Consider the following 21165-nt stretch of genomic DNA (forward strand, 5'->3'; position numbering starts at 1 on the left):
GTCTCGGTTCCCGGCGCCGTGAGCGCCATGGCATAGTGCAGGCCGATCAGCGTCGGGTCGCGCTCGGCCGGGAAGACATGTTCTGAAAGGGAGGCCGGCTCGGCGTCATGGCGGGCGACAGCGACAAATCACGGCTCGACGATGCCGCTCGCGCCGGCTGGCTGTACTTCATCGCCGGCCATACCCAGGACGAGATCGCCCGGATGCTGCAGGTGTCGCGCGCCTCGGCGCAGCGGCTGGTGTCGCTGTGCCTCGCCGAGCGGCTGATCACGTTCCGGCTCGAGCATCCGATCGCCTCGTGCATGGCGCTGGCCGCGCAGCTCAAGGAGCGCTTCGCGCTGGTGCACTGCGAGGTGGTCCCGACCGATCCGGCCGCGCCGGCCGGCGCGGCGGGGATCGCCGAACGCTGCGCCAACCTGCTGGAGACGACGCTGCGCGCCGAGACGCCGGTCATCATCGCGCTCGGCACGGGCCGGGCGGTGCGCGCCGCGGTCGAGCGCGTCTCGCCGGTCGACCGGCCCGAGCACCAGATCGTCTCGCTGGTCGGCAACATCCTGGCCGACGGCTCCGCCAGCTTCTTCGACACCGTCGGCCGGCTCGCCGACCGCACCGGCGCGCGGCACTATCCGATGCCGCTGCCGTTCCTGATGGGCACCGAGGACGAGCGCGACCGCATGGTCCGGCTCGATGCCATCGCCAAGGTCAAGGCGGTCGCCGACAAGGCCGACCTCAAGCTGGTCGGCATCGGCCAGATGGACCAGAAGGCGCAGATGCATGTCGACGGCTTCGTCACCCGCGACGAGCTCACCGAGATGATGCGGCTCGGGGCCATCGGCGAGATCACCGGGTGGGCCTATGACGCCAACGGCAGGGTGATCGCCGGCGGCACCAACCGCAGGCTCACCAGCATTCCGCCCGAGGTGCCGGCCCGCGCGATGACGATCGCGGCGGCGCTGGGACCGGCGAAGATCCCGGCCATCCGCGCCGCGCTGACCGGGCGGCTCATCAACGGCCTGATCACCGACGAAGCCACGGCGCGCGCCATCCTGGCGTGAATGCCCGCGGCGCTGCTGCGCATTGTTCTATCAAAGGTCGGATCCCTGTCGCGTCGCACAACCTGTGGGCGCCGGCGCACGCTTGACAAAGCCCGATCAGTGTTGTGAACATCAGCCCAGCCCGTGAGCATATATTCAATAACCGCGGGAATGGGAGGAGACCGTGAAGACCATCTTCACTCGGACGAGCACGCTTGCAGCCCTGCTGGGCGCCGCCACGCTGCTGACACATGCGCCCGCTCTGGCGGAGACGAGCCTGACGATCGCCACCGTCAACAACGGTGACATGATCCGGATGCAGGGCCTCACCAGCGAGTTCACCAAGGCCAATCCCGACATCTCCGTGAAATGGGTGACGCTGGAAGAGAACGTGCTGCGCCAGCGCGTGACGACGGACATCGCCACCAAGGGCGGCCAGTTCGACATCCTCACCATCGGCACCTATGAGGTGCCGATCTGGGCCAAGAAGAACTGGCTGGTGCCGCTCGACAAGCTCGGCGCCGACTATGACGCGGGCGACATCCTGCCCAAGATCAAGGACGCGGTATCGGTCGACGGCAAGCTCTATGCAGCGCCGTTCTACGGCGAGAGCTCGTTCGTGATGTACCGCACCGACCTGTTCGACAAGGCCGGGCTGAAGATGCCGGAGAGCCCGACCTGGGACTTCGTCGTCGATGCCGCCAAGAAGCTCACCGACAAGCAGGCCGGCGTGTACGGCATCTGCCTGCGCGGCAAGGCCGGCTGGGGCGAGAACATGGCGTTCCTGACCGCGATGTCGAACTCGTTCGGCGCGCGCTGGTTCGACGAGAAATGGCAGCCGCAGTTCAACACGCCGGAATGGAAGAAGACGCTGACGACGTATGTCGAGCTGATGAAGGAGGCCGGCCCTCCCGGCGCCAGTTCGAACGGCTTCAACGAGAACCTCGCGCTGTTCAACTCCGGCAAATGCGCGATGTGGATCGACGCGACCGTGGCGGCCTCGTTCGTGACCAACCCGAAGGAGTCGAAGGTCGCCGACAAGGTCGGCTTCGCGCTGGCGCCGAACACCGGCCTCGGCAAGAACGCCAACTGGCTGTGGGCGTGGAGCCTCGCGGTGCCCGCCGGCTCGCAGAAGGTCGAGGCGGCGGAGAAGTTCATCGCCTGGGCGACCAGCAAGGACTATCTGAAGCTCGTCGCGTCGAAGGACGGCTGGGCCAACGTGCCGCCGGGCACGCGCACCTCGCTCTACAAGAACGAGGAGTACCTGAAGGTCGCGCCGTTCGCCAAGCTGACCCTGGCCTCGATCGATGCCGCCGATCCGAACAAGCCGACGGTCAAGCCGGTGCCTTACGTCGGCGTGCAATACGCCGCGATTCCTGAATTCCAGGGCATTGGCACCGCGGTGGGGCAGCAGTTCTCCGCCGCGCTGGCCGGCTCGATGACCGTCGATGCGGCGCTCGCGGCGGCACAGTCCTCCACCGAACGCGAGATGAAGCGCGCCGGCTACATCAAATAGGCGCGCAAAGTTATCAGCTCGACACGAAACTCCTCCCGAGCTGATCACTGGCGGCCATCCCTCCCCACAGGGATGGCCGCATTTTCTCTCCAACGTTGTTCGAGCTCTTGCCCGGACGACGGTGCGCTCCCTCTCCCCGCTTGCGGGGCGAGGTGCACCGAGCCCGAGGCTTTTATTCTCACGGCGGCGTGGTCATTGCGAGGAGCCGAAGGCGACGAAGCAATCCAGAGTCCCCCGTGATTGTGGATTGCTTCGCTTCGCTCGCAATGACGGCAGTGTTCATCGAGCAAATGGACAGCGGCAATGGCCACCAGGCAGACGCAACTCCTCGCCCGCGCGCTGATGTCGCCGGCGGTCATCCTGCTGTTCATCTGGATGATCGTGCCGCTGGCGCTGACGATCTACTTCTCGACCCTGCATTACAGCCTGCTCGATCCCGGCTCGGAGAGCTTCGTCGGCTTCGAGAACTTCACCTACTTCCTCACCGATCCCGCCTTCCTCGCCTCGCTGCAGAATACGCTGGTGCTGGTCGGCTCGGTGCTGCTGCTGACCATCGGTCTCGGCATTCCCCTCGCGATCCTGCTCGACCAGCCTGTGATTGGCCGCAACATCATCCGCCTGATGGTGATCGCGCCGTTCTTCGTGATGCCGACCGTCAGCGCGCTGGTCTGGAAGAACCTGCTGATGCACCCGGTGTCCGGCCTGTTCGCCTGGATCGCGACCTCGCTGGGGCTGACGCCGATCGACTGGTTCACCGACGCGCCGCTGCTCGCGGTCATCTTCATCGTCGCCTGGCAGTGGCTGCCGTTCGCGACCCTGATCCTCCTGACCGCGCTGCAGTCGCTCGACGAGGAGCAGAAGGAGGCCGCCGAGATGGATGGCGCCGGCGCGCTGTCGCGCTTCATCTATCTGACCGTGCCGCATCTGGCGCGCCCGATCACGGTGGTGATCCTGATCGAGACCATCTTCCTGCTCACGGTGTTCGCCGAGATCTTCGTCACCACCGGCGGCGGGCCGGGGTTGCAGACCACCAACATCGCCTTCCTGGTCTATTCCCAGGCGCTGATCCAGTTCGACGTCGGCACCGCCTCGGCCGGCGGCCTCGTCGCGGTGGTCATCGCCAACATCGTCGCCTTCTTCCTGGTCCGCATCGTCGGCCGCAATCTGGAGGCCTGACCATGGCGCGCAAGGTCACTGGACGTCATGTCGCGATCTCGACCGTGGCCGCTTGGCTGGCCGGCTTCGTGATCTTCTTCCCGATCCTGTGGATGGCGCTGGCGAGCTTCAAGACCGAGCTGGAGGCGTTCGCGACGCCGCCGTCGTTCCTGTTCTTCCACTGGACCACCGAGAACTACGTCACCGTGCAGGAGCGCAGCGACTATCTGCACCACGCGCTGAACTCGCTGATCATCGCCGGCGGTTCGACCCTGATCGCGATGCTGATCGCGATCCCTGCGGCGTGGTCGATGGCGTTTGCGCCGACCAAGCGCACCAAGGACATCCTGCTCTGGATGCTCTCGACCAAGATGATGCCTCCGGTCGGCGTGCTCGTGCCGATCTATCTCATCTACAAGAATTTCGGTCTGCTCGACACCCGCACCGGGCTGGTCTTCATCCTGTGCCTCGGCAATTTGCCGATCGTGATCTGGATGCTGTTCACCTACTTCAAGGAGATCCCGAAGGACATCCTCGAGGCAGCGCGGATGGACGGCGCCACGATCGGGCGCGAGCTGATCTACGTCCTGACGCCGATGGCGATCCCGGGGCTGGCCTCGACCCTTCTCCTGAACCTGATCCTGGCCTGGAACGAGGCGTTCTGGACCTTGAACCTGTCGACCTTGAATGCGGCGCCGCTGACGACCTTCATCGCGTCCTATTCGAGCCCGGAAGGCCTGTTCTGGGCGCGGCTGTCGGCGGCGTCCACGCTCGCGATCGCGCCGATCTTGATCATCGGCTGGTTCAGCCAGAAGCAGCTCGTGCGCGGACTGACCTTCGGCGCAGTGAAGTAACGAAAGGGCTGACCATGGGACGGATCACGCTGGAAGGTGTGCAGAAATCGTTCGGGCCGGTCCACATCATCAAGGGCGCCGATCTCGACATTCCCGACGGTGCCTTCGTGGTGTTCGTCGGCCCCTCCGGCTGCGGCAAGACTACGCTGCTGCGGCTGATCGCGGGACTTGAGGACGTCTCCGGCGGACGGATCCTGATCGACGGCAACAATGTCGTCGATGTGCCACCGGCCAAGCGCGGGCTGTCGATGGTGTTCCAGTCCTACGCGCTGTATCCGCATATGAGCGTGCGCGGCAACATCGCCTTCGGCCTGAAGATGGCCGGGCTGCCCAAGGCCGAGATCAACCAGAAGGTCGAGGCGGCCGCGGCCACCTTGAACCTCACGCCCTATCTCGATCGAAAGCCGCGCGAGCTGTCCGGCGGCCAGCGCCAGCGTGTCGCGATCGGCCGCGCCATCGTGCGCGAGCCCAAAGCGTTCCTGTTCGACGAACCGCTGTCCAATCTCGATGCCGCGCTGCGCGTGCAGATGCGGCTCGAGGTGACGCGGCTGCAGAAGCAGCTCGGCACCACCGCGATCTACGTGACGCACGACCAGGTCGAGGCCATGACCATGGCCGACAAGATCGTGGTGCTGAACGCCGGCCGCATCGAGCAATATGGCTCGCCGATCGAGCTCTATCAGCGCCCCGCCAATCTGTTCGTCGCCAGCTTCATCGGCTCGCCGAAGATGAACCTCATCACCGGCGCGGAAGCGGACAAACACCATGCGACCACGATCGGCGTGCGGCCCGAGCATGTCGCGGTCGTCGACGACGGCGGCGAGGGCTGGCCCGGCAAGGTGGTGATCGCCGAGCATCTCGGCAGCGACACCTTTCTCTACGTCGATGCCGGCGCGCTCGGGACGCTCACCGTGCGCGTCGTCGGCGAGAAACGACTCAGTGCCGGCGACACTGTGACGCTGCGGCCCGAGCCCAGCCGCATCTACCGCTTCGACGAGAGCGGCAATTCGATCTTCGCATGAGAGGTGACGTCCCCTTCGGGCGTCAACGACAACAACGGACCACGACGATGTACCTCGAAAAATTCAAACTGAACGACAAGACCGCGTTGGTCACCGGCGGCGGGCAGGGCATTGGCCTGGCTTGCGTCGAGGCGCTGGCGGAGGCGGGCGCGCATGTCGTGATCGCCGATCGCGACGCCAAGGCGGCGGCGGACGGGCAGGCGGCGATGAAGGCCAAGGGCTATGACACCGAGACCGCGCTGATGGACGTCACCAACTCGGCTCAGGTCAACGAGGTGGCCGACGATCTGGTCGCGCGCTACGGCGGCATCGACATCCTCGTCAACAATGCCGGCATCGCGCGCAGCGAGACGCCGGCCGAGACCGTCACCGACGAGCACTGGCTGAACGTGCTGGACGTCAATCTCAACGGCACCTTCTGGTGCTGCCGCGCCTTCGGCAAGCACATGCTGGCGGCCAACAGTGGCGCCATCGTCAACATCGGCTCGATGTCCGGCTTCATCGTCAACAGGCCGCAGGAGCAGTGCTTCTACAACGCGTCCAAGGCTGCGGTGCACCATCTGACCAAGTCGCTGGCGGCCGAATGGGGCGCGCGGGGCATCCGTGTCAACGCGGTCGCGCCGACCTATATCGAGACTCCGCTGAACGCCTTCGTGAAGAGCAATCCGCGGATGTACGACGCCTGGATCGGTGGAACCCCGATGGCACGGATGGGGCAGGTCGAGGAGATCGCCTCGGTGGTGCTGTTCCTGGCCTCGGAAGCCGCAAGTTTGATGACCGGCAGCGTCGTCGTTGTCGATGGCGGCTACACTTGCTGGTAAGCTCGCGTCAAAATTGACGGGAGCGAAACATGCGGCAGGCGTTCATCGGTGTCGATGTCGGCACAACCAGCACGCGCGCCGGGATTTTTGACGGCAACGGCCGGCTGCTTGCCGCGGCGCGGCATCCGATCCAGACTTGGCACGAGGCCGGCGATGTCGTCGAGCAGTCGTCCGACGACATCTGGCGTGCGTGCTGCGCGTCGGTCAAAGCCGCGCTAGCGGAAGCCGCGATCGCGCCGGAGCTGATCAAGGGGATCGGCTTCGATGCCACCTGCTCGCTGGTGGTGCTGGACCGCCAGGGCGCGCCGGTCACCGTCAGCGGCTCCGGCGACGCCGGCCGCAATGTCATCGTGTGGATGGATCATCGCGCTCTGGCCGAGGCCCGCGACATCAATGCGACCCAAGACGAGGTGCTGCGCTATGTCGGCGGCTCGATCTCGCCGGAGATGGAGATGCCGAAGCTGCTGTGGCTGAAGCGGCATCTGCGCAAGAGTTTCGATGCGGCCGGCCATTTCTTCGATCTCGCCGACTTCCTCACCTGGCGTGCGTCAGGCTCTCTGGCGCGCTCGATGTGCACCGTCACCTGCAAATGGAATTATCTGGCGCACGAGACGCGCTGGAGCGCGGCCTTCTTTCGCCGTATCGGGCTGGAGGATTTCGTCCGCGAGGATTACGCGCGGATCGGCACCGAGATCGTCGCGCCCGGTACGCCGCTCGGCCGTGGGCTGTCGCAGGACGCGGCCGAACAACTCGGGCTCGTCGCGGGTACGCCGGTCGGAGCCGCGCTGATCGATGCCCATGCCGGCGGCATCGGCGCCATCGGTGGCCGCGCGGCTGACGGCGGGGAGGTCGATGTCTGCGACCGGCTCGCCTACATCATGGGGACTTCGGCCTGCATCATGGCGACGACGCGGGTGCCGTCCTTCGTGTCCGGCGTGTGGGGACCGTATTATCAGGGCATGGTGCCTGGGTTCTGGCTCAACGAGGGTGGCCAGTCTGCCGCGGGGGCGGCGATCGATCATCTGCTGCGCTCGCACCCGGCCGCGGCCGAGGCGACCGCTGCGGCGCGCGCGGAAGGGCTCGACCTGATCACCCTGCTCGAAAAACGGATCATGGCGCGGGTGCCGAATGCCGGCAGCGCGGCGCTGCTGGCGCGTGATCTTCACATTCTCCCGGAATTTCTCGGCAACCGCTCGCCCTATGCCGATCCGGACTCGCGCGCCGTCATTGCCGGCCTCGATCTCGATGCCGACGTCTCCGCGATGGAGCGGCTGTTCATGGCCGGGTTGTGCGGGCTCGCCTACGGCCTTGCCGACGTCATCGATGCCTTCGCCGTCAACGGTGTTACCAGCCGGACGCTGGTCATGGCGGGTGGCGCCTCACGCAGCCCGCTGGTACGCCAGATCATGGCCGATACGACGGGATTGACGGTGGCGCTGCCGGGCACCCAGGAGCCGGTGCTGCTCGGTGCGGCCATGCTCGGCGCGGTCGCCAGCGGCGCTTTCCGCTCGATCGGCGATACGATGGCCTCGATGTCCTCGCTCGGACGTCTCAGCGACCCGACCGATCCGAACATCGCGGCCTTCCATCGCCGCAAGCGGCGCATCCACGGCTTGCTGCGAGCGCTTGATCGCGAGAGCCGTTCCGTGATGCATGGTGCCGATGAGGAGGCACGCTGATGATCCTGAGCTGCGGCGACGCGTTGATCGATTTCGTCCCGGCCAGATTGGCCGACGGGCGCGATGCCTTGCGGCCAGTGGTCGGCGGCTCCTGCCTGAACGTCGCCGTCGGCGTGGCGCGGCTCGGCGCGCCCACGGGCTTCGTCGGTGGCATCTCGACCGATCTGTTCGGCACCATGATCGCGGCGCATGCCCAAGGCTCGAACGTCGACCTCGGCTACGCCACGCGCAGCCCGGACCAGACCACGCTCGCTTTCGTGCGCCATGTCGGCAGCGAGGCGCAGTATGCCTTCTACGACGCCGAGACCGCCGCGCGGAAGTGGACGTTCCGGCCGGGCAGTATTGCCTTTGCAGACATCGACGCCATCCATGTCGGATCGACCACGCTGATCCACGATCTCGGTGCCGCGGAGACCCGTGCACTGATCGCCGCCACGCAGGGCGCGGTGACGATCTCCTTCGACCCGAACTGCCGTCCGAATCTGGTGACTGATAAGGCCGGCTATCGCGCTGACATGGATGGGTTCGCCGCGAGCGCCGACCTGATCAAGATGTCGGATGTCGATTTCGACTATCTGCATGGCCACGACGACTACGCTGCGTGGGCGGGCGCGCTGCTGGCGCGCGGCACCAGCCTGGTCGTCGTCACGCGGGGTCCCAAGGGGGCGCTCGGCTGGCATGCGCAGGCCGGCGCGGTCGAGGTTGCGGTCCCCGCGATCGAGGTGGTCGATACGATCGGCGCCGGCGACTCCTTCCAGGCGGGGCTGTTGTTCGCGCTGCGCAAGCTCGGCCGCATCGACCGGGAGGCCCTGAGAGGATTGAGCCAGACCGAAATGCGCAAGGCGCTCGCCTTTGCCGCAGCCTGTGCGGCCGTCACCTGCGCCCGCGAGGGCGCCGACCCGCCGCGCTGGGACGACGTGGCTGCAACCTGGGATCGCCTGGGCTGAAGCTCCCCATTGCACTCGTCATTGGGAACTGGTTGGCTGTTCCCCCGTCATATGTGAGTACCGGACGAGGAAGCGCGATCGCGAGACTCCTCTGCCCGGGCCGCGGAAATCTTGACGCGACAAAGAGTTGCAGGGAGGAGAACCATGGCACCCGCCGCACGGACCGAGCCGCTGTCCCGTCACGCGCTGGCCTTCGTGTTGGCTGGCGGACGCGGCAGCCGGCTGCTGGAGCTGACCGACCGGCGCGCCAAGCCCGCCGTCTATTTCGGCGGCAAGTCGCGCATCATCGATTTCGCGCTGTCGAACGCCGTCAATTCCGGCATCCGGCGCATCGCCGTGGCGACACAGTACAAGGCGCACAGCCTGATCCGGCATCTGCAGATGGGCTGGAACTTCTTCCGCCCCGAGCGCAACGAGAGCTTCGACATCCTGCCGGCGAGCCAGCGCGTCTCCGAGACGATGTGGTACGTCGGCACGGCCGACGCCGTGTACCAGAACATCGACATTCTCGAGACCTACAACACGAAATACATCGTCGTGCTGGCCGGCGACCACATCTACAAGATGGACTACGAGCTGATGCTGCAGCAGCATGTCGACCAGCGCGCCGACGTCACCGTCGGCTGCCTGGAGATGCCGCGCGAGGAATCCTCAGGCTTCGGCGTCATGCACATCAATGAGGACGACACGATCCGCGACTTCATCGAGAAGCCGGCCGATCCGCCGCCGATGCCGGGCAAGCCCGACAAGTCGCTCGCGAGCATGGGCATCTACGTGTTCGACGCCAAATTCCTGTTCGAGGAGCTGAAGCGCGACGCAGCGGACCCGAATTCCAACCATGATTTCGGCCGCGACATCATTCCCTACATCGTCAGGAACGGCCGCGCCGTGGCGCATCAGTTCTCGCGCTCCTGTGTCCGCGCCGCCCACGATCAGGGCAGCTACTGGCGCGATGTCGGAACGGTGGACGCCTATTGGGCGGCCAATCTGGATCTGACGGACGTCGTGCCCGAGCTCGATCTCTACGATCGCTCCTGGCCGCTCTGGACCTATTCTGAGATCACGCCGCCGGCCAAGTTCGTTCACGACACGGACGGCCGCCGCGGCGAGGCGACCTGCTCGCTGGTGTCCGGGGGCTGCATCGTCTCCGGCGCCCAGGTGCAGCGCTCGCTGCTGTTCACGGGAGCGCATCTGCATTCCTACGCCAAGCTGCAGAACGCGGTGCTGTTGCCCTACGTCAACGTCGCGCGCCATGCGCGCCTGACCAACGTGGTGGTCGACCGTGGCGTGCAGATTCCGGAGGGGCTGGTGGTCGGCGAAGATCCGGAGTTCGACGCCAAGCGGTTCAGGACCACGGAGAACGGCGTGACCTTGATTACCCAGCCGATGATCGACGGGCTCAATTCATGACGCCACTGCGCGTTCTGTCGGTTGCCTCCGAGGTCTATCCCATCGTCAAGACGGGCGGCCTCGCCGATGTCGTCGGCGCCCTGCCGTGGGCGCTGATGGCGGAGGACGTCGAGGTCCGCACGCTGATTCCCGGCTATCCCGCGGTCATGAAGGCGCTGGAGCAGGCCAGCGAGATCAGCTCGCTGCCGAACTTCTTCGGCGGCAACGCCCGGCTGCTCGGCGGCAGCCATGGCGCGCTCGATCTGTTCGTGCTCGACGCGCCGCATCTCTACGACCGCGAGGGCAACCCCTATCTGGGGCCCGACGGCAAGGACTGGCCGGACAATGCGTTCCGCTTCGCGGCACTGGCCCGCGCGGCGTCCTATATCGGGCTCGGCGCGGTGCCGGCTTTCGTGCCCGATGTCGTCCACGGCCACGACTGGCAGGCTGGGCTGGTGCCGGCCTATCTGCTGTACAGCCACCGGCCGCATCCCGGCACGGTCGTGACCGTGCACAATCTGGCGTTCCAGGGCCGCTTTCCGCGCCACTTCCTGCCGCCGCTCGGCCTGCCGCCGGAATCCTTCTCGATCTACGGCCTCGAATATTACGGCGACATCAGCTTCCTCAAGGCGGGTCTGCAGTTCGCCGACAAGATCACGACGGTGTCGCCGACCTATGCGCGGGAAATCCAGAGCGACGAGCAGGGCATGGGCCTCGGCGGCCTGCTGCGTCAGCGTGCGTCGGACCTCGTCGGCATCCTCAACGGCATCGACACGGCGGTGTGGGATCCCGGCAGCGATCCGGCGATCGCCTCGCATTTCGGCATCGACCGGATCGAGGCGCGGGCGCCCAACAAGGCCGCGCTGCAGACGCGCATGGGCCTGCAGGTGGCGCCGGAGACGTTCCTGCTCGGCGTCGTCAGCCGGTTGACCTCGCAGAAGGGGCTCGACCTGCTGCTGTCCTGCCTGCCGACCTTGACCAGTAGCGGCATCCAGCTGGCGCTGCTCGGCGACGGCGAGGCCGAGCTGCGCGACGCGTTCCGTGCCGCGGCCGCGAACGATCCCGGAAAGATCGGCGTCGTCATCGGCTACGACGAGGGCTTGGCGCATCTCATCCAGGCCGGCTGCGATGCGCTGGTCGTGCCGTCGCGGTTCGAGCCGTGCGGGCTGACGCAGCTCTGCGCCCTGCGCTACGGCGCGCTGCCGATCGTCACTGCGGTGGGCGGGCTCGCCGACACCGTCATTGACGAGACCGAGGCCGGCGTCGCCGCAACCGGGTTCAAGTGCGCGTCCGTGACAGCGGAGGCGCTCGATCAGACCCTGCGCCGCGCCGCTGCGGCCTTTTACGCCGCGCGCAGCAACGCCTCGAACTGGACCCGCATGCAGCTCAATGCGATGCTGACCGACGTCTCCTGGCGCCACCGCGCCGGCCGTTACGCCGAACTCTACCGGCAGATCGTCGCGCAGCGGCGTCCGGCAGGCTGAGCGCCGCGGCGTACGGGTCGGGAGGCCTATGCCTCGATGAGAACCTTCAACGCATGGGTCTTGGCCGCGGCGCCGAACGTCTCGTAGGCATCGAGGATCTGATCAAGCCTGAAGCGATGGGTGATCAGCCGCTTCGGTTCGAGCTTGCGCGACTGCACCGTCTTCAGCAGCATCGGCGTCGTCACCGTATCGACCAGCCGCGTCGTGATCGCGATGTTGCGGTCCCACAGCTTCTCCAGATGCAGGTCGGCCTTGACCCCATGCACGCCGACATTGGCAATGGTGCCGCCGGGGGCGATGATGTCCCCGCAGGTCACGAACGTGGCGGGCATGCCGACTGCCTCGATCGCCGTGTCGACGCCGCGGCCATTCGTCAGCGCCAGGACCTTCTCGACGGCCTTGCCGTCGGCGTTGTTGACGACGCTGGTGGCGCCGAAGCGGGTGGCGACCTCGAGCCGGTTGTCGTCGAGGTCGATCATGATGATCTCGGCCGGCGAATAGAACTGTGCCGTCAGCAGCGCCGCCAATCCGATCGGGCCGGCGCCGACGATCGCCACCGCCGATCCCGGCTCGACCTTGCCGTTGAACACGCCGCATTCGAAACCGGTCGGCAGGATGTCGCTCAACATCACCAGCGCATCCTCCTCAGTCCCAGGAGGCACGTGGTAGAGGCTGGTGTCGGCGTGAGGCGTGCGAACATACTCCGCCTGCGTGCCGTCGATCTTGTTGCCGAGGATCCAGCCGCCATGGCGGCAATGCGAATACATGCCGCGCCGGCAATAGTCGCAGGTTCCGCAGGCCGAGATGCAGGAGATGATGACGTGGTCGCCCGGCTTGAACGCGCGCACGGCGCTGCCAACCGCGTCGACCACGCCGACGCCCTCGTGGCCGAGAATGCGGCCCGGTGTACATGTCGGCACGTCACCCTTGAGAATGTGAAGGTCGGTGCCGCAGATCGTCGTCTTCAGGATTTTGACCACCGCATCGCCAGGCTCGATGATGGTCGGCTTCGGGCGCTCGTCGAGAGATTTCTGGCCGGGACCATGATAGACCAGGGCTTTCATGACGTACCTCCGCAGGTTGCTTCCCGGAGGATGGATGGCGCCAGAGAGGTCGCGCGCCGTTGAGGCGTATCAATCCTGGCCAGAGTCCCTATCACTATCGTGTGTCCCGGGTGGCCAGGACGAAAGGCGACGGCGGACGCGCGTCGCGCCTCCAATGCAGTCCAGCCCGGCTCGGATCACATGCGCATCGCTCTGGACGCATCGGTGCGGCTCGCGGATAGTCTCCCGGCTTCCTACAATTCCGCGTGAGATTTCATGACCGACAACCAGCCTTCGTCCGAGTCCTTCGACCTGATCATCCGCGGCGGCACCGTCATCGACGGCACGCGTGCGCCACGCTTCGAGGCGGATGTCGGCATCAAGGACGGCCGCATCGTCGCCATCGGCGGGCTTGACGGCCGGCGAGCCAGGCGGGAGATCGACGCCACCGGCCTCATCGTTGCGCCGGGCTTCATCGACTCCCACACCCATGACGACAGCGCCGTGCTGGTCGATCCCGACATGACCTGCAAGGTCTCGCAGGGGGTGACCTCCGTCGTGACCGGCAATTGCGGCGTCAGCATCGCGCCGCTGAAGCCGGGCTCGCCGCGGCCGATGCCGCTCGGCTTGCTATCGCCGAGCGAGGGACAGGTGGTCGAGTATGCCGCGTTCGCCGACTACGTCGCCGCGCTGCGCACGGCGCCCGCGGCGGTCAACGTGGCGCCCATGGTCGGCCACACCGCGCTGCGTGCGTCGGTCGTGAGCGACCTCGGCCGGGCCGCGACGGACGTGGAGATCGCCGAGATGCGCGCGCATGTGCAGGAGGCGCTCGACGCCGGCGCCATCGGCGTCTCGACCGGGACGTTCTATCCGCCGGCGGAGGCGGCGCCGACCGAGGAGATCATCGAGGTGTGCCGTCCGCTCACAGGCAGCGGCGGCGTCTATGCCACGCATATGCGCAACGAGGCGAACGAGGTGATCCAGTCGCTGGAGGAGAGCTTTGCCATCGGCAAGGCGCTCGACGTCCAGGTCGTGATCTCGCATCACAAGGTGGTGGGGCCAGCGAATTTCGGCCGCACCAGGGAGACGCTGCCGCTGATCACGAAGGCGATGAGCTGCCAATGCGTCGCACTCGACTGCTATCCCTACAACGCCTCGTCGACCATGCTGCACACCGACCCGGCCAAGCTGCAGGTCAAGGTCGTCGTCGCGGCCTCCGGACCCCATCCGGAAATGGCGGGTCGGGATCTCGCCGACATCGCCACTGGCTGGGGCGTCGACCGGCTCGAAGCCGCCAAGCGGCTGCAGCCGGCGTCGGCGATCTACTTCGCGATGGACGAGGCCGACGTGCAGACCATCCTCGCCTTCGAGCCCACCATGATCGGCTCCGACGGCCTGCCGTTCGGCGAGCGTCCGCATCCGCGGCTCTGGGGCACGTTCCCGCGCGTGCTCGGCTACTACTGCCGCGAGCTCGAGCTGTTCTCGCTGGAGACCGCGGTGTGGAAGATGAGCGGGCTGACCGCGCAGAATTTCGGCGTCGAGGGACGCGGCACGATCGCGGTCGGCAACCATGCCGACATCACGATCTTCGATGCCGCCAGCGTCCGGGACAGCGCGACCTATGATGCCCCCTGCGTGCCGGCCGCCGGCATCGAGGTCGTCATCGTCAATGGCGCGCTGACCTGGTGGCAGGGCACGCACCAGAAGGCGCGTGCGGGGCAGGTGATCACGCGCGGATCACGGCGGTGATCTAGCTAGATCGTGAACGGGCGCTGGCTGTCGTACTCACGATCTTCCTTGCCGGTCCTGTAATGGTTCGGCGATTGCGTCGGCAGCATCTTGCGCTGAATCTGAAGGTGGAAATCGTTGTAGTTGCCCTTGAATTGACCGTTCGCCCAGACCAGCAGCAGCGCCGCGGTGAAGACGCTGTTGATGGCGCCATCGAATGACACCTGATTGTCCTGGCAGCCCGAGATCAGACGGATGCTGGCCTTGGCGACATCGCTCGACTCCGCACCCGGCGCGCCCTTCGCGGCCCGGCCGATGGCTTCATAAAATGCGCGGTTTTGCTCATACGTACGAAGGGCGATATCCTGCGGCAAGAACTTGGGCGCATAGCTGATCCCTTTCGTCGCGGCCCTGCCGGCCACGGCGATATCCAAATTCCCGGCGAAGCCGGCGGCCTGCGCCATCTCGTAGTAGCTCACCTTGGCCACAGTGCCGCTATGGCAGGAATCGGAGAGAATCAGAACACGAACGCCATCGGCGATCGCGCCGTACACGCGATAGAGTTCATCATCGATCATCTGTCCGTCATAGAGGCACCAGGTCTCATCGAGTGCGTCGATCTCGTCACCATCGAGGTCCGGAACCTGGCTGCCGTGGCCCGAATAGGTCAGCAGCAGAATGTCTCCGCTGTTCAAGTCGCGGGCGGCCATCGTCAGCATGTCGGTCACGGCGCCGCGCGTGGCCTGCTCGCTGAGCAGAATGCCGGTCCGATAGCCCGCCGTCTTCGCAATCGCCTCCATTGCGCGCGCATCATTCTCACAGGCGTTCAGCTTGCCGTCCCACCCAGCATAGTGCTTCGGATCCAGCCGATTGAGACCGATATGCAGCGAAATGCCCTTGGCCATTTCCGTCCCCCTGATGTCTCGGCTCGCAAACATCAAGCCGGCGGTTCGAGCCGATTGCCGCTTTCCGTGACCACCCAGGCGCAGACCGCGCAGATCGCATCGCCGTAGTCGCCGTGCCAACGGCAGTTCGCGCGGATCGAACACCGCGGCAGCGCCACGGTCCGCTCATTCGGCAAGAGCTCCAGCCCGTGCTCGTTCAGGATCTTGGCGACGCCACAGCGCTTACCGTCCCACTTTCCGCAGCCGCGCGCGAGGCACGGCGACGAGAAGCGGAAGCGCTGTTCCGGCGGACGTCCCTGCCGGGCGATCGCGACGAAGGCGGCGTCGACCTCGAAGCGCTCGGGAATGAAATCGATCCGGCCCTCGGCATTGACGATGCCGAGCAGCGTGTTGCCGTCGGCGCAGCGCGAACTCGGGCACATCGGCACCGACTTCGGCTTCACGGATGCTGCATCGGACATCGCCTGAACGCCTCTCGATTAGCTCTCGCCTCGCCCGGCTTGCTTGGTCTGGACATCGCCGTGATCCGAACGTGTGCCGGGCATTCGACCGCACTCAGGGATTATCCAGCTTCGGTCGATAGACAGCTCCGTAAATGTGGGAGCCAGGTCCCGCTCCGAACGCCTTGATCTGCGACAGCGGCGTCGCAACCATGTCGCCGCGCGTATCGAGCTTTGCGATTTCAGCCGTCACCGCCTTCTGAATGGCTTGCTCGATCTCAGACTTCAACTGGCCGGAGAGCGGACCGCCATCGATCTGAGCGACGAAGCGCTCCATCTCCGGCGCCGGCGCCGCCTTGGCGCCTCCACGCTTCGCAATCTCAGCGTCCAAAGCGGCCAGCGCAGCGACAAGATCACCCTGGACGCCGACGATCTGGCGCGCATGGTCGCGCAACGACACCAGATCGTCGATGGATGCGGGCCCTTTGACGGCCGCCGCCAACGCGTTGCCAATGGCAACGCCATAGACCATGATTGCTCCACCGGCGAAGGATGCGATTCCGCCAGCTGTACTCTTCTCGGTCATGATGTCCTCCTCCAGACCTTCAAGGCGCTGACTGAAGATCGATCGTGGCGATCAGACCCGCAGTGGCGCCGCCGTGCGTTCCCCCGAACGATTGGATTTGAGACAACGCCGTGATCTTCAGGTCGCCGCCGCTATCGTGAGCGGCAATGGCAGCCTTCACCGCATTATTCACGGCCTGCTCGATGCTCTGTCTCGCCTGTGGCTCGATCGGAAGGCCGGTGATCTGCACGGTGAAGCGTTCGGATGGCACCACCTCGACAGGCGCCGCGCCCTTGGCGGCCGCCTGTCCGCCGCGCTTGACGATTTCCTTGTCGAGCGCGTTCACCGCAGAAACCAGATCGCCTTGAGCGTCGACGATCGCCTTCGCGTGCGAGCGCAATGTGACCAACTCGTCCAGAGTGATACCGCCACTTGCGAGCGCATTGCCGATCGCAAGGCCGTACAGAGGCACCACTCCGCCTGGAACGCCTTCCTTCGCCAAATTCGCCTCCCTCGTCCTCTATACAATCTAAGGTTAGTATTTTACGATACCAATCGTCAACGATGTCGCGGCAAATTTCATGTTCTCTCGTGTACCCCACGCCGATACCGAGATGCCGGTCCGATCAATCCCTTCCGGCGGCTTGCCTACCGCTCAACCGCGCTATGTGGTCTGGGAGATCACGCTCCTCTGCAACCTGAAGTGCAGCCATTGCGGGTCCCGGGCCGGCGCACCTCGCAATGACGAACTGACCACCGCGGAATGCATCGCTCTGATTGGCGAACTTGCGCGCGCTGGCACCAAGGAGATCGTTCTGATCGGCGGCGAAGCTTACCTCCGCCCCGATTGGCTGGTCCTCGTCGAGGAGATCACTCGCAACGGCATTGTCTGCGGCCTGCAGACCGGCGCCCGGGCACTCACGGAAGCGAAGATCGAAGCAGCCGCGCGCGCCGGACTCAAGACCGTCGGCGTTTCCATCGACGGCCCGGCCGCTACACATGATCGGCTCCGCGGTATCAAGGGCAGCCACGGCCAAGCGGTGGCCGCGATCCGGAACGCGCGAAAGCATGGGCTGATGGCGACCGCCAACTCGCAGGTCAATCGTCTTACCCTGGGCGGCCTGCGCGACATTTTCGATACGATCATCGACGCCGGGGCCTCCGCCTGGCAGATTCAGCTCACCGTGCCCATGGGCAATGCGGCCGATGCTCCATCCTTGCTGCTGCAGCCCTTCGATCTCGCTGCGCTGATGCCGGAGCTGTTTGCACTGTTCGAAGAGGGCCTCGATCGCGGCCTGCAGCTTATGCCCGGTAACAACATCGGGTATTTTGGCCCATACGAAGCGGCTTGGCGCAGTACCTCCGGACGATTCGAATACTACGGCGGCTGCCAGGCCGGACGGGCTGGCCTGGGAATCGAGGCTGACGGCGCCATCAAGGGCTGCCCGTCGCTCCCCACGGCCGCCTATGTCGGCGGCAATATCCGCGATCGATCATTTACCGACATCTGGAACGACAGCGCCGAACTGCGTTTCATGCGCGATCTCGACGAGAGCCGCGGGCGCCGCTGGGGGTTCTGCGCCAAATGCTACTACGGTCCGATGTGCCGCGCCGGGTGCAGTTGGACCACGCACGTGCTGTCGGGACGGCCTGGCAACAATCCGTTCTGCCACTACCGGGTATTGCGGCTGGCCGAACGCGGCTGGCGCGAGGTGATCGTGCAGCGGACGAGGCCATCGGGACGACAGCCGTTCGACCATGGCTGCTTCGACATCATGATCGAGGACGCCCACGGCCGCCGATACGGCCAGGAAGTGTACGCGAGCGACGAGTTCCAGGATCTCGCGCCTGACGCGGCGGCGAGGCTGGACCAGCTGCTGCTCTGCGAGTCCTGCAAGCACTTCTTCTATCAGGGAGAGCCGGAATGCCCGCATTGCCACGCAGGCGCGGACGCAACGAACAGTGCCGATGATCACGTGCGGGTCGTGCAACGCGTCATGCAGCACCACAACGAGATCGAACAAATCCTGCGCCGTATCGCGGCGCCCGCCTGACCGAAGGGCGCCTCCGCAGGTTGAGCGGAGTCGTTCGTCGGTACCTGCGGCCGCGGGAAGGCGCTGGCGAAAGTCGTCTGGTCCAATCAAACCCAACCGAGGAGAGTATCCCATGAATGCAAATGAAGACGTCAGAGCCGCGCTGGCGAACATTCCCGTGTCCTGGCTGCACATGCCGGCTCTGGCGTTCGCTGAAGCAGGAGCAGCGGGCGCGAAGGAATTCGGTCCGAAGATCGCGCCCGCCGTGCTGGCGCTCGGCGCTGCAGCCGCAGGAGCGATCATCGGCGGTGGCCTGCAACTCACGCATCAATACCTTCACGACAGCAAAGCCGGACCTGTATCGTATCAGGGCATCGACAAGGTGATCTGCACGGCGACCTTCGCCGAGATCGAAGCAGCCGCAACGCGCATCTACCAGGAGTCCGCCCAGGCCAAGGACGGCAATGCGCTGCAGCAGATCATCGATACTGCGGCAGGCGCGAAGTTCGTTCCGGCGCTGGCGCCCGTTGCCGGAGCGGCGGCGGCCTTCATTGCCGGTGTCTATGCCGGTGCTGCGGCGGCACGTCACTGATCAACAGTGAAACTGATCAACGCTGAAGGCGGCGCGCGGCTTGCCCGTGCGCCGGTTTCACCGGCGCGGCACCGCATGATGCCGACCGAGTCGACGGGCGGCTTTGGCCCCCCCCGGGCATCGTGGACGGCGCGTGCGCCAGACCCGCCGCTACCAGTGGCGGCAAACCGTTCCGGTCGCAGCATAGCTCAGCGGAATGGCGATGGGCCTGAGTTTTCTTACTCGTTCGTCCATTTGAGCCTTGGCGGATTTGCCGAGTTCAAAATGCCCGCCCCGCGGCGCGCGGTGGCCTATCCATCCAATTGGCGATCCAATTTTGGCGTCGGCACCAGCATGAACAGGCGTAGCCTGGATCGCTAGCTAAGCCGCTGCAGCCATCGCGCGCGCGAATTCCGGATAGCATTCGGCGAGCTCGTCGAGGATCCGGCCGCGGATCAGCTCGACCGTCGCCCGGTCCGGCGCGGGCGTGGGCGGCACGATCTCCGGCACCGTATAATCGAATCCGGTGCGATCGCGCACGTCGTCGGCGGAGTAGCCCGGGTGCACCGAGCGCAGCCGGAAGCTGCCGCGCTCGCGGTCGAAATCGAACAGCGCCAGATTGGTCAGCAGCGCCTGCGGGCCGCCGCGCCGCTTCACCTCCGGCGTGGTCGCGGCGGCGCTGACGAAATCCACCTTCGGCACCAACACGCGCGGCGAATGCTCTTCGCGAAACAGGATCACCCGCGGAATGAGATGGTAGAGATAGGCCGAGCCGAACGAGCCCGGCCAGCGCACATCCATCCGCGGATAGTCGCCGGTGCCGACCAGGTTGATGTTGCCGCTGCCGTCGATCTGACCGCCGCCGAGAAAGAACGCGTCGACGCGGCCCTGCGCGGCGCAGTCGAACAGCTCGACGCCGCCATTGGTGAAGAAATTGTGCCGGCTCGAGCCGAGGATCGAGATGCGGACCGGCGGCTTGCCCGCTTGCGCGTTCCGTGCGCGCAGCAGCATCGCGCCGGCCGCCGGGATCGGCGACGAGGCGCCGACAGCGACATGGCGGATGCCATCGAGCAGGTCGGCGATGGTGGTGATCAGCAGCTCCTTGCGCGCGCGTTCATCGTGCATGGTCATGCCACCTGCTTGCTGCGGGCCAGGAAGGCGGAGAGATAGCTGCGAAAGCCCTCGTTGGTGCGCGCCATCGCGGCGTAGCGCGCCAGCTCGGCGCCATCGGTCTCGTATTCGTCCCACAGCGGCAGCGGCCAGGCCCCGTTCGCGGCCACCGCGATGGCATCGACATACAGCGCCGGCAGCACGCCGGCCGCCGAGTCTTCGGTCGCCATCAAATCGCGATCGACGATGCGCTCGACGGTGACCAGCGTGCGCTTCGCCGCATAGGCCATCGTCGCCAGCTCGCGGTAGCGACCGATGCGGACATTGCCGAAGCGGTCGGCCTCGGGCGCATGAAACAGCGCCACGTCGGGCGTGATCGCCGGCACCACGACCACCTTGCCGGGCTCGCCGACCGGACTGTCGATCACCTTCCAATCGGGGCGGACCTGCAGCAGATCGCTGCCGATGATGCCGGCGATCGGCATGAACGGCACGCCCTTCTGCCCGGCCAGCAGGCCGGCATGGATCGCAGGGCAGGTGGCATCGCGCAGGCGGATGCTGCCGTCGCGCACGGCCGAGACGAAGCGCGGTGCGCCGCCGGCCTCGCCGAGCGAGACGGCGCTGGTTTCCACCACCGCGGCCACGCCGGCGCCGATCAGCAGATCGGCCTGGAGGCCTGATATCGGCACGCAGACGAGATGCAGTCCGGTGAGGCCGGCCTCGATCATGGCCGCCGTCGCCGCCATCGAGACGCCGGCACGGTCGACCGGGATCGCGATCGATTGCCCCGGTGCGATGGATGCGACGAGCGCCCCCAGACCGACCATCTCCGTCATCGGCGTATCCTCCCGTTGTTGCTTTGCCGCGCA

20 protein-coding genes are annotated in these 21165 nt (G+C 66.0%); 13 read left to right on the forward strand and 7 right to left on the reverse strand.

Annotated features, from left to right (window positions below):
• The first annotated feature begins 107 nt into the window (after nucleotides 1–107).
• The 10 genes from ACQR13_RS18140 (at nucleotide 108) to glgA (ending at nucleotide 11901) form a co-directional block, all read left to right on the forward strand.
• Nucleotides 108–1055, forward strand: a complete 948-nt coding sequence (locus ACQR13_RS18140) for a sugar-binding transcriptional regulator (RefSeq protein ID WP_315716342.1) — start codon at nucleotides 108–110, stop codon at nucleotides 1053–1055.
• A 163-nt stretch (nucleotides 1056–1218) separates the two neighbouring features.
• Nucleotides 1219–2550, forward strand: a complete 1332-nt coding sequence (locus tag ACQR13_RS18145) for an ABC transporter substrate-binding protein (protein ID WP_316202930.1) — start codon at nucleotides 1219–1221, stop codon at nucleotides 2548–2550.
• Between the two features lie 303 nt (nucleotides 2551–2853).
• The gene (locus ACQR13_RS18150; protein WP_315751372.1) at nucleotides 2854–3726 is read left to right on the forward strand and encodes a carbohydrate ABC transporter permease; all 873 of its coding nucleotides are present in this window, start codon (nucleotides 2854–2856) and stop codon (nucleotides 3724–3726) included.
• Between the two features lie 2 nt (nucleotides 3727–3728).
• Nucleotides 3729–4559 (forward strand): carbohydrate ABC transporter permease, encoded by an 831-nt coding sequence (locus ACQR13_RS18155; RefSeq protein WP_315826534.1) that lies wholly within the window; start codon nucleotides 3729–3731, stop codon nucleotides 4557–4559.
• A gap of 14 nt (nucleotides 4560–4573) precedes the next feature.
• Nucleotides 4574–5581 (forward strand): ABC transporter ATP-binding protein, encoded by a 1008-nt coding sequence (locus ACQR13_RS18160; RefSeq protein WP_316185486.1) that lies wholly within the window; start codon nucleotides 4574–4576, stop codon nucleotides 5579–5581.
• 47 nt (nucleotides 5582–5628) lie between these two features.
• Nucleotides 5629–6402 (forward strand): SDR family NAD(P)-dependent oxidoreductase, encoded by a 774-nt coding sequence (locus tag ACQR13_RS18165; RefSeq protein WP_434863050.1) that lies wholly within the window; start codon nucleotides 5629–5631, stop codon nucleotides 6400–6402.
• A gap of 29 nt (nucleotides 6403–6431) precedes the next feature.
• Nucleotides 6432–8081 (forward strand): FGGY-family carbohydrate kinase, encoded by a 1650-nt coding sequence (locus ACQR13_RS18170; RefSeq protein ID WP_434863051.1) that lies wholly within the window; start codon nucleotides 6432–6434, stop codon nucleotides 8079–8081.
• Complete coding sequence (locus tag ACQR13_RS18175; protein WP_434863052.1) at nucleotides 8081–9028, forward strand: carbohydrate kinase family protein; 948 nt, start codon at nucleotides 8081–8083, stop codon at nucleotides 9026–9028. Before ACQR13_RS18170 ends, ACQR13_RS18175 begins: the two co-directional genes overlap by 1 nt.
• A gap of 144 nt (nucleotides 9029–9172) precedes the next feature.
• Nucleotides 9173–10438 carry a glucose-1-phosphate adenylyltransferase gene (glgC, locus tag ACQR13_RS18180; protein ID WP_316175700.1) on the forward strand — a complete coding sequence of 422 codons (1266 nt, stop codon included), beginning with the start codon at nucleotides 9173–9175 and terminating at the stop codon, nucleotides 10436–10438.
• Nucleotides 10435–11901, forward strand: a complete 1467-nt coding sequence (gene glgA / locus ACQR13_RS18185) for a glycogen synthase GlgA (protein WP_316165549.1) — start codon at nucleotides 10435–10437, stop codon at nucleotides 11899–11901. Before glgC ends, glgA begins: the two co-directional genes overlap by 4 nt.
• A gap of 26 nt (nucleotides 11902–11927) precedes the next feature.
• Here glgA and ACQR13_RS18190 read toward each other — a convergent pair whose 3' ends face one another.
• Nucleotides 11928–12965 carry a zinc-dependent alcohol dehydrogenase family protein gene (locus ACQR13_RS18190; RefSeq protein WP_315716332.1) on the reverse strand — a complete coding sequence of 346 codons (1038 nt, stop codon included), beginning with the start codon at nucleotides 12963–12965 and terminating at the stop codon, nucleotides 11928–11930.
• A 255-nt stretch (nucleotides 12966–13220) separates the two neighbouring features.
• Here ACQR13_RS18190 and ACQR13_RS18195 point away from each other — a divergent pair, with 255 nt between their 5' ends.
• Entirely contained in the window at nucleotides 13221–14693 is a 1473-nt protein-coding gene (locus tag ACQR13_RS18195; RefSeq protein ID WP_434863053.1) for an N-acyl-D-amino-acid deacylase family protein, read from the forward strand.
• Nucleotides 14694–14698: 5 nt separating this feature from the next.
• Here ACQR13_RS18195 and ACQR13_RS18200 read toward each other — a convergent pair whose 3' ends face one another.
• From ACQR13_RS18200 to ACQR13_RS18215, 4 genes are all read right to left on the reverse strand, one after another.
• The gene (locus ACQR13_RS18200) at nucleotides 14699–15577 is read right to left on the reverse strand and encodes a caspase family protein (RefSeq protein ID WP_315751388.1); all 879 of its coding nucleotides are present in this window, start codon (nucleotides 15575–15577) and stop codon (nucleotides 14699–14701) included.
• Between the two features lie 32 nt (nucleotides 15578–15609).
• Complete coding sequence (locus tag ACQR13_RS18205; RefSeq protein ID WP_315826541.1) at nucleotides 15610–16038, reverse strand: hypothetical protein; 429 nt, start codon at nucleotides 16036–16038, stop codon at nucleotides 15610–15612.
• Nucleotides 16039–16132: 94 nt separating this feature from the next.
• Nucleotides 16133–16603: a hypothetical protein gene (locus ACQR13_RS18210; protein WP_315751390.1), complete on the reverse strand. Its 471-nt coding sequence runs from the start codon at nucleotides 16601–16603 to the stop codon at nucleotides 16133–16135.
• 19 nt (nucleotides 16604–16622) lie between these two features.
• Nucleotides 16623–17084, reverse strand: coding sequence for a DUF1843 domain-containing protein (locus ACQR13_RS18215; RefSeq protein WP_434841899.1), 462 nt, complete (start codon nucleotides 17082–17084; stop codon nucleotides 16623–16625).
• 112 nt (nucleotides 17085–17196) lie between these two features.
• Between ACQR13_RS18215 and ACQR13_RS18220 the strand changes: the two genes are divergently transcribed.
• Together ACQR13_RS18220 and ACQR13_RS18225 are read left to right on the forward strand one after the other, a co-directional pair.
• The gene (locus tag ACQR13_RS18220) at nucleotides 17197–18636 is read left to right on the forward strand and encodes a radical SAM/SPASM domain-containing protein (protein WP_316175703.1); all 1440 of its coding nucleotides are present in this window, start codon (nucleotides 17197–17199) and stop codon (nucleotides 18634–18636) included.
• A gap of 112 nt (nucleotides 18637–18748) precedes the next feature.
• Nucleotides 18749–19207, forward strand: coding sequence for a hypothetical protein (locus ACQR13_RS18225; RefSeq protein ID WP_315716325.1), 459 nt, complete (start codon nucleotides 18749–18751; stop codon nucleotides 19205–19207).
• Nucleotides 19208–19567: 360 nt separating this feature from the next.
• On the opposite strand, the gene ACQR13_RS18230 is transcribed toward ACQR13_RS18225, so the two are convergent.
• Nucleotides 19568–20317, reverse strand: coding sequence for a CoA-transferase (locus ACQR13_RS18230; RefSeq protein WP_316175704.1), 750 nt, complete (start codon nucleotides 20315–20317; stop codon nucleotides 19568–19570).
• Entirely contained in the window at nucleotides 20314–21132 is an 819-nt protein-coding gene (locus ACQR13_RS18235; protein ID WP_434841901.1) for a CoA transferase subunit A, read from the reverse strand. The genes ACQR13_RS18230 and ACQR13_RS18235 overlap by 4 nt, the downstream gene beginning before the upstream one ends.
• Nucleotides 21133–21165: the final 33 nt, after the last annotated feature.

The sequence above is a fragment of the Bradyrhizobium sp. HKCCYLRH3059 genome (assembly GCF_051168035.1).
Lineage (GTDB): Bacteria > Pseudomonadota > Alphaproteobacteria > Rhizobiales > Xanthobacteraceae > Bradyrhizobium.

Coding starts and splice junctions, on each gene's coding strand:
- ACQR13_RS18140 (WP_315716342.1), top strand. CDS start 108: ATGGCGGGCGACAGCGACAAATCACGGCTCGACGATGCCGCTCGCGCC.
- ACQR13_RS18150 (WP_315751372.1), top strand. CDS start 2,854: ATGGCCACCAGGCAGACGCAACTCCTCGCCCGCGCGCTGATGTCGCCG.
- ACQR13_RS18155 (WP_315826534.1), top strand. CDS start 3,729: ATGGCGCGCAAGGTCACTGGACGTCATGTCGCGATCTCGACCGTGGCC.
- ACQR13_RS18160 (WP_316185486.1), top strand. CDS start 4,574: ATGGGACGGATCACGCTGGAAGGTGTGCAGAAATCGTTCGGGCCGGTC.
- ACQR13_RS18165 (WP_434863050.1), top strand. CDS start 5,629: ATGTACCTCGAAAAATTCAAACTGAACGACAAGACCGCGTTGGTCACC.
- ACQR13_RS18170 (WP_434863051.1), top strand. CDS start 6,432: ATGCGGCAGGCGTTCATCGGTGTCGATGTCGGCACAACCAGCACGCGC.
- ACQR13_RS18175 (WP_434863052.1), top strand. CDS start 8,081: ATGATCCTGAGCTGCGGCGACGCGTTGATCGATTTCGTCCCGGCCAGA.
- glgC (WP_316175700.1), top strand. CDS start 9,173: ATGGCACCCGCCGCACGGACCGAGCCGCTGTCCCGTCACGCGCTGGCC.
- glgA (WP_316165549.1), top strand. CDS start 10,435: ATGACGCCACTGCGCGTTCTGTCGGTTGCCTCCGAGGTCTATCCCATC.
- ACQR13_RS18190 (WP_315716332.1), bottom strand. CDS start 12,965: ATGAAAGCCCTGGTCTATCATGGTCCCGGCCAGAAATCTCTCGACGAG.
- ACQR13_RS18195 (WP_434863053.1), top strand. CDS start 13,221: ATGACCGACAACCAGCCTTCGTCCGAGTCCTTCGACCTGATCATCCGC.
- ACQR13_RS18200 (WP_315751388.1), bottom strand. CDS start 15,577: ATGGCCAAGGGCATTTCGCTGCATATCGGTCTCAATCGGCTGGATCCG.
- ACQR13_RS18205 (WP_315826541.1), bottom strand. CDS start 16,038: ATGTCCGATGCAGCATCCGTGAAGCCGAAGTCGGTGCCGATGTGCCCG.
- ACQR13_RS18210 (WP_315751390.1), bottom strand. CDS start 16,603: ATGACCGAGAAGAGTACAGCTGGCGGAATCGCATCCTTCGCCGGTGGA.
- ACQR13_RS18220 (WP_316175703.1), top strand. CDS start 17,197: ATGCCGGTCCGATCAATCCCTTCCGGCGGCTTGCCTACCGCTCAACCG.
- ACQR13_RS18225 (WP_315716325.1), top strand. CDS start 18,749: ATGAATGCAAATGAAGACGTCAGAGCCGCGCTGGCGAACATTCCCGTG.
- ACQR13_RS18230 (WP_316175704.1), bottom strand. CDS start 20,317: ATGACCATGCACGATGAACGCGCGCGCAAGGAGCTGCTGATCACCACC.
- ACQR13_RS18235 (WP_434841901.1), bottom strand. CDS start 21,132: ATGACGGAGATGGTCGGTCTGGGGGCGCTCGTCGCATCCATCGCACCG.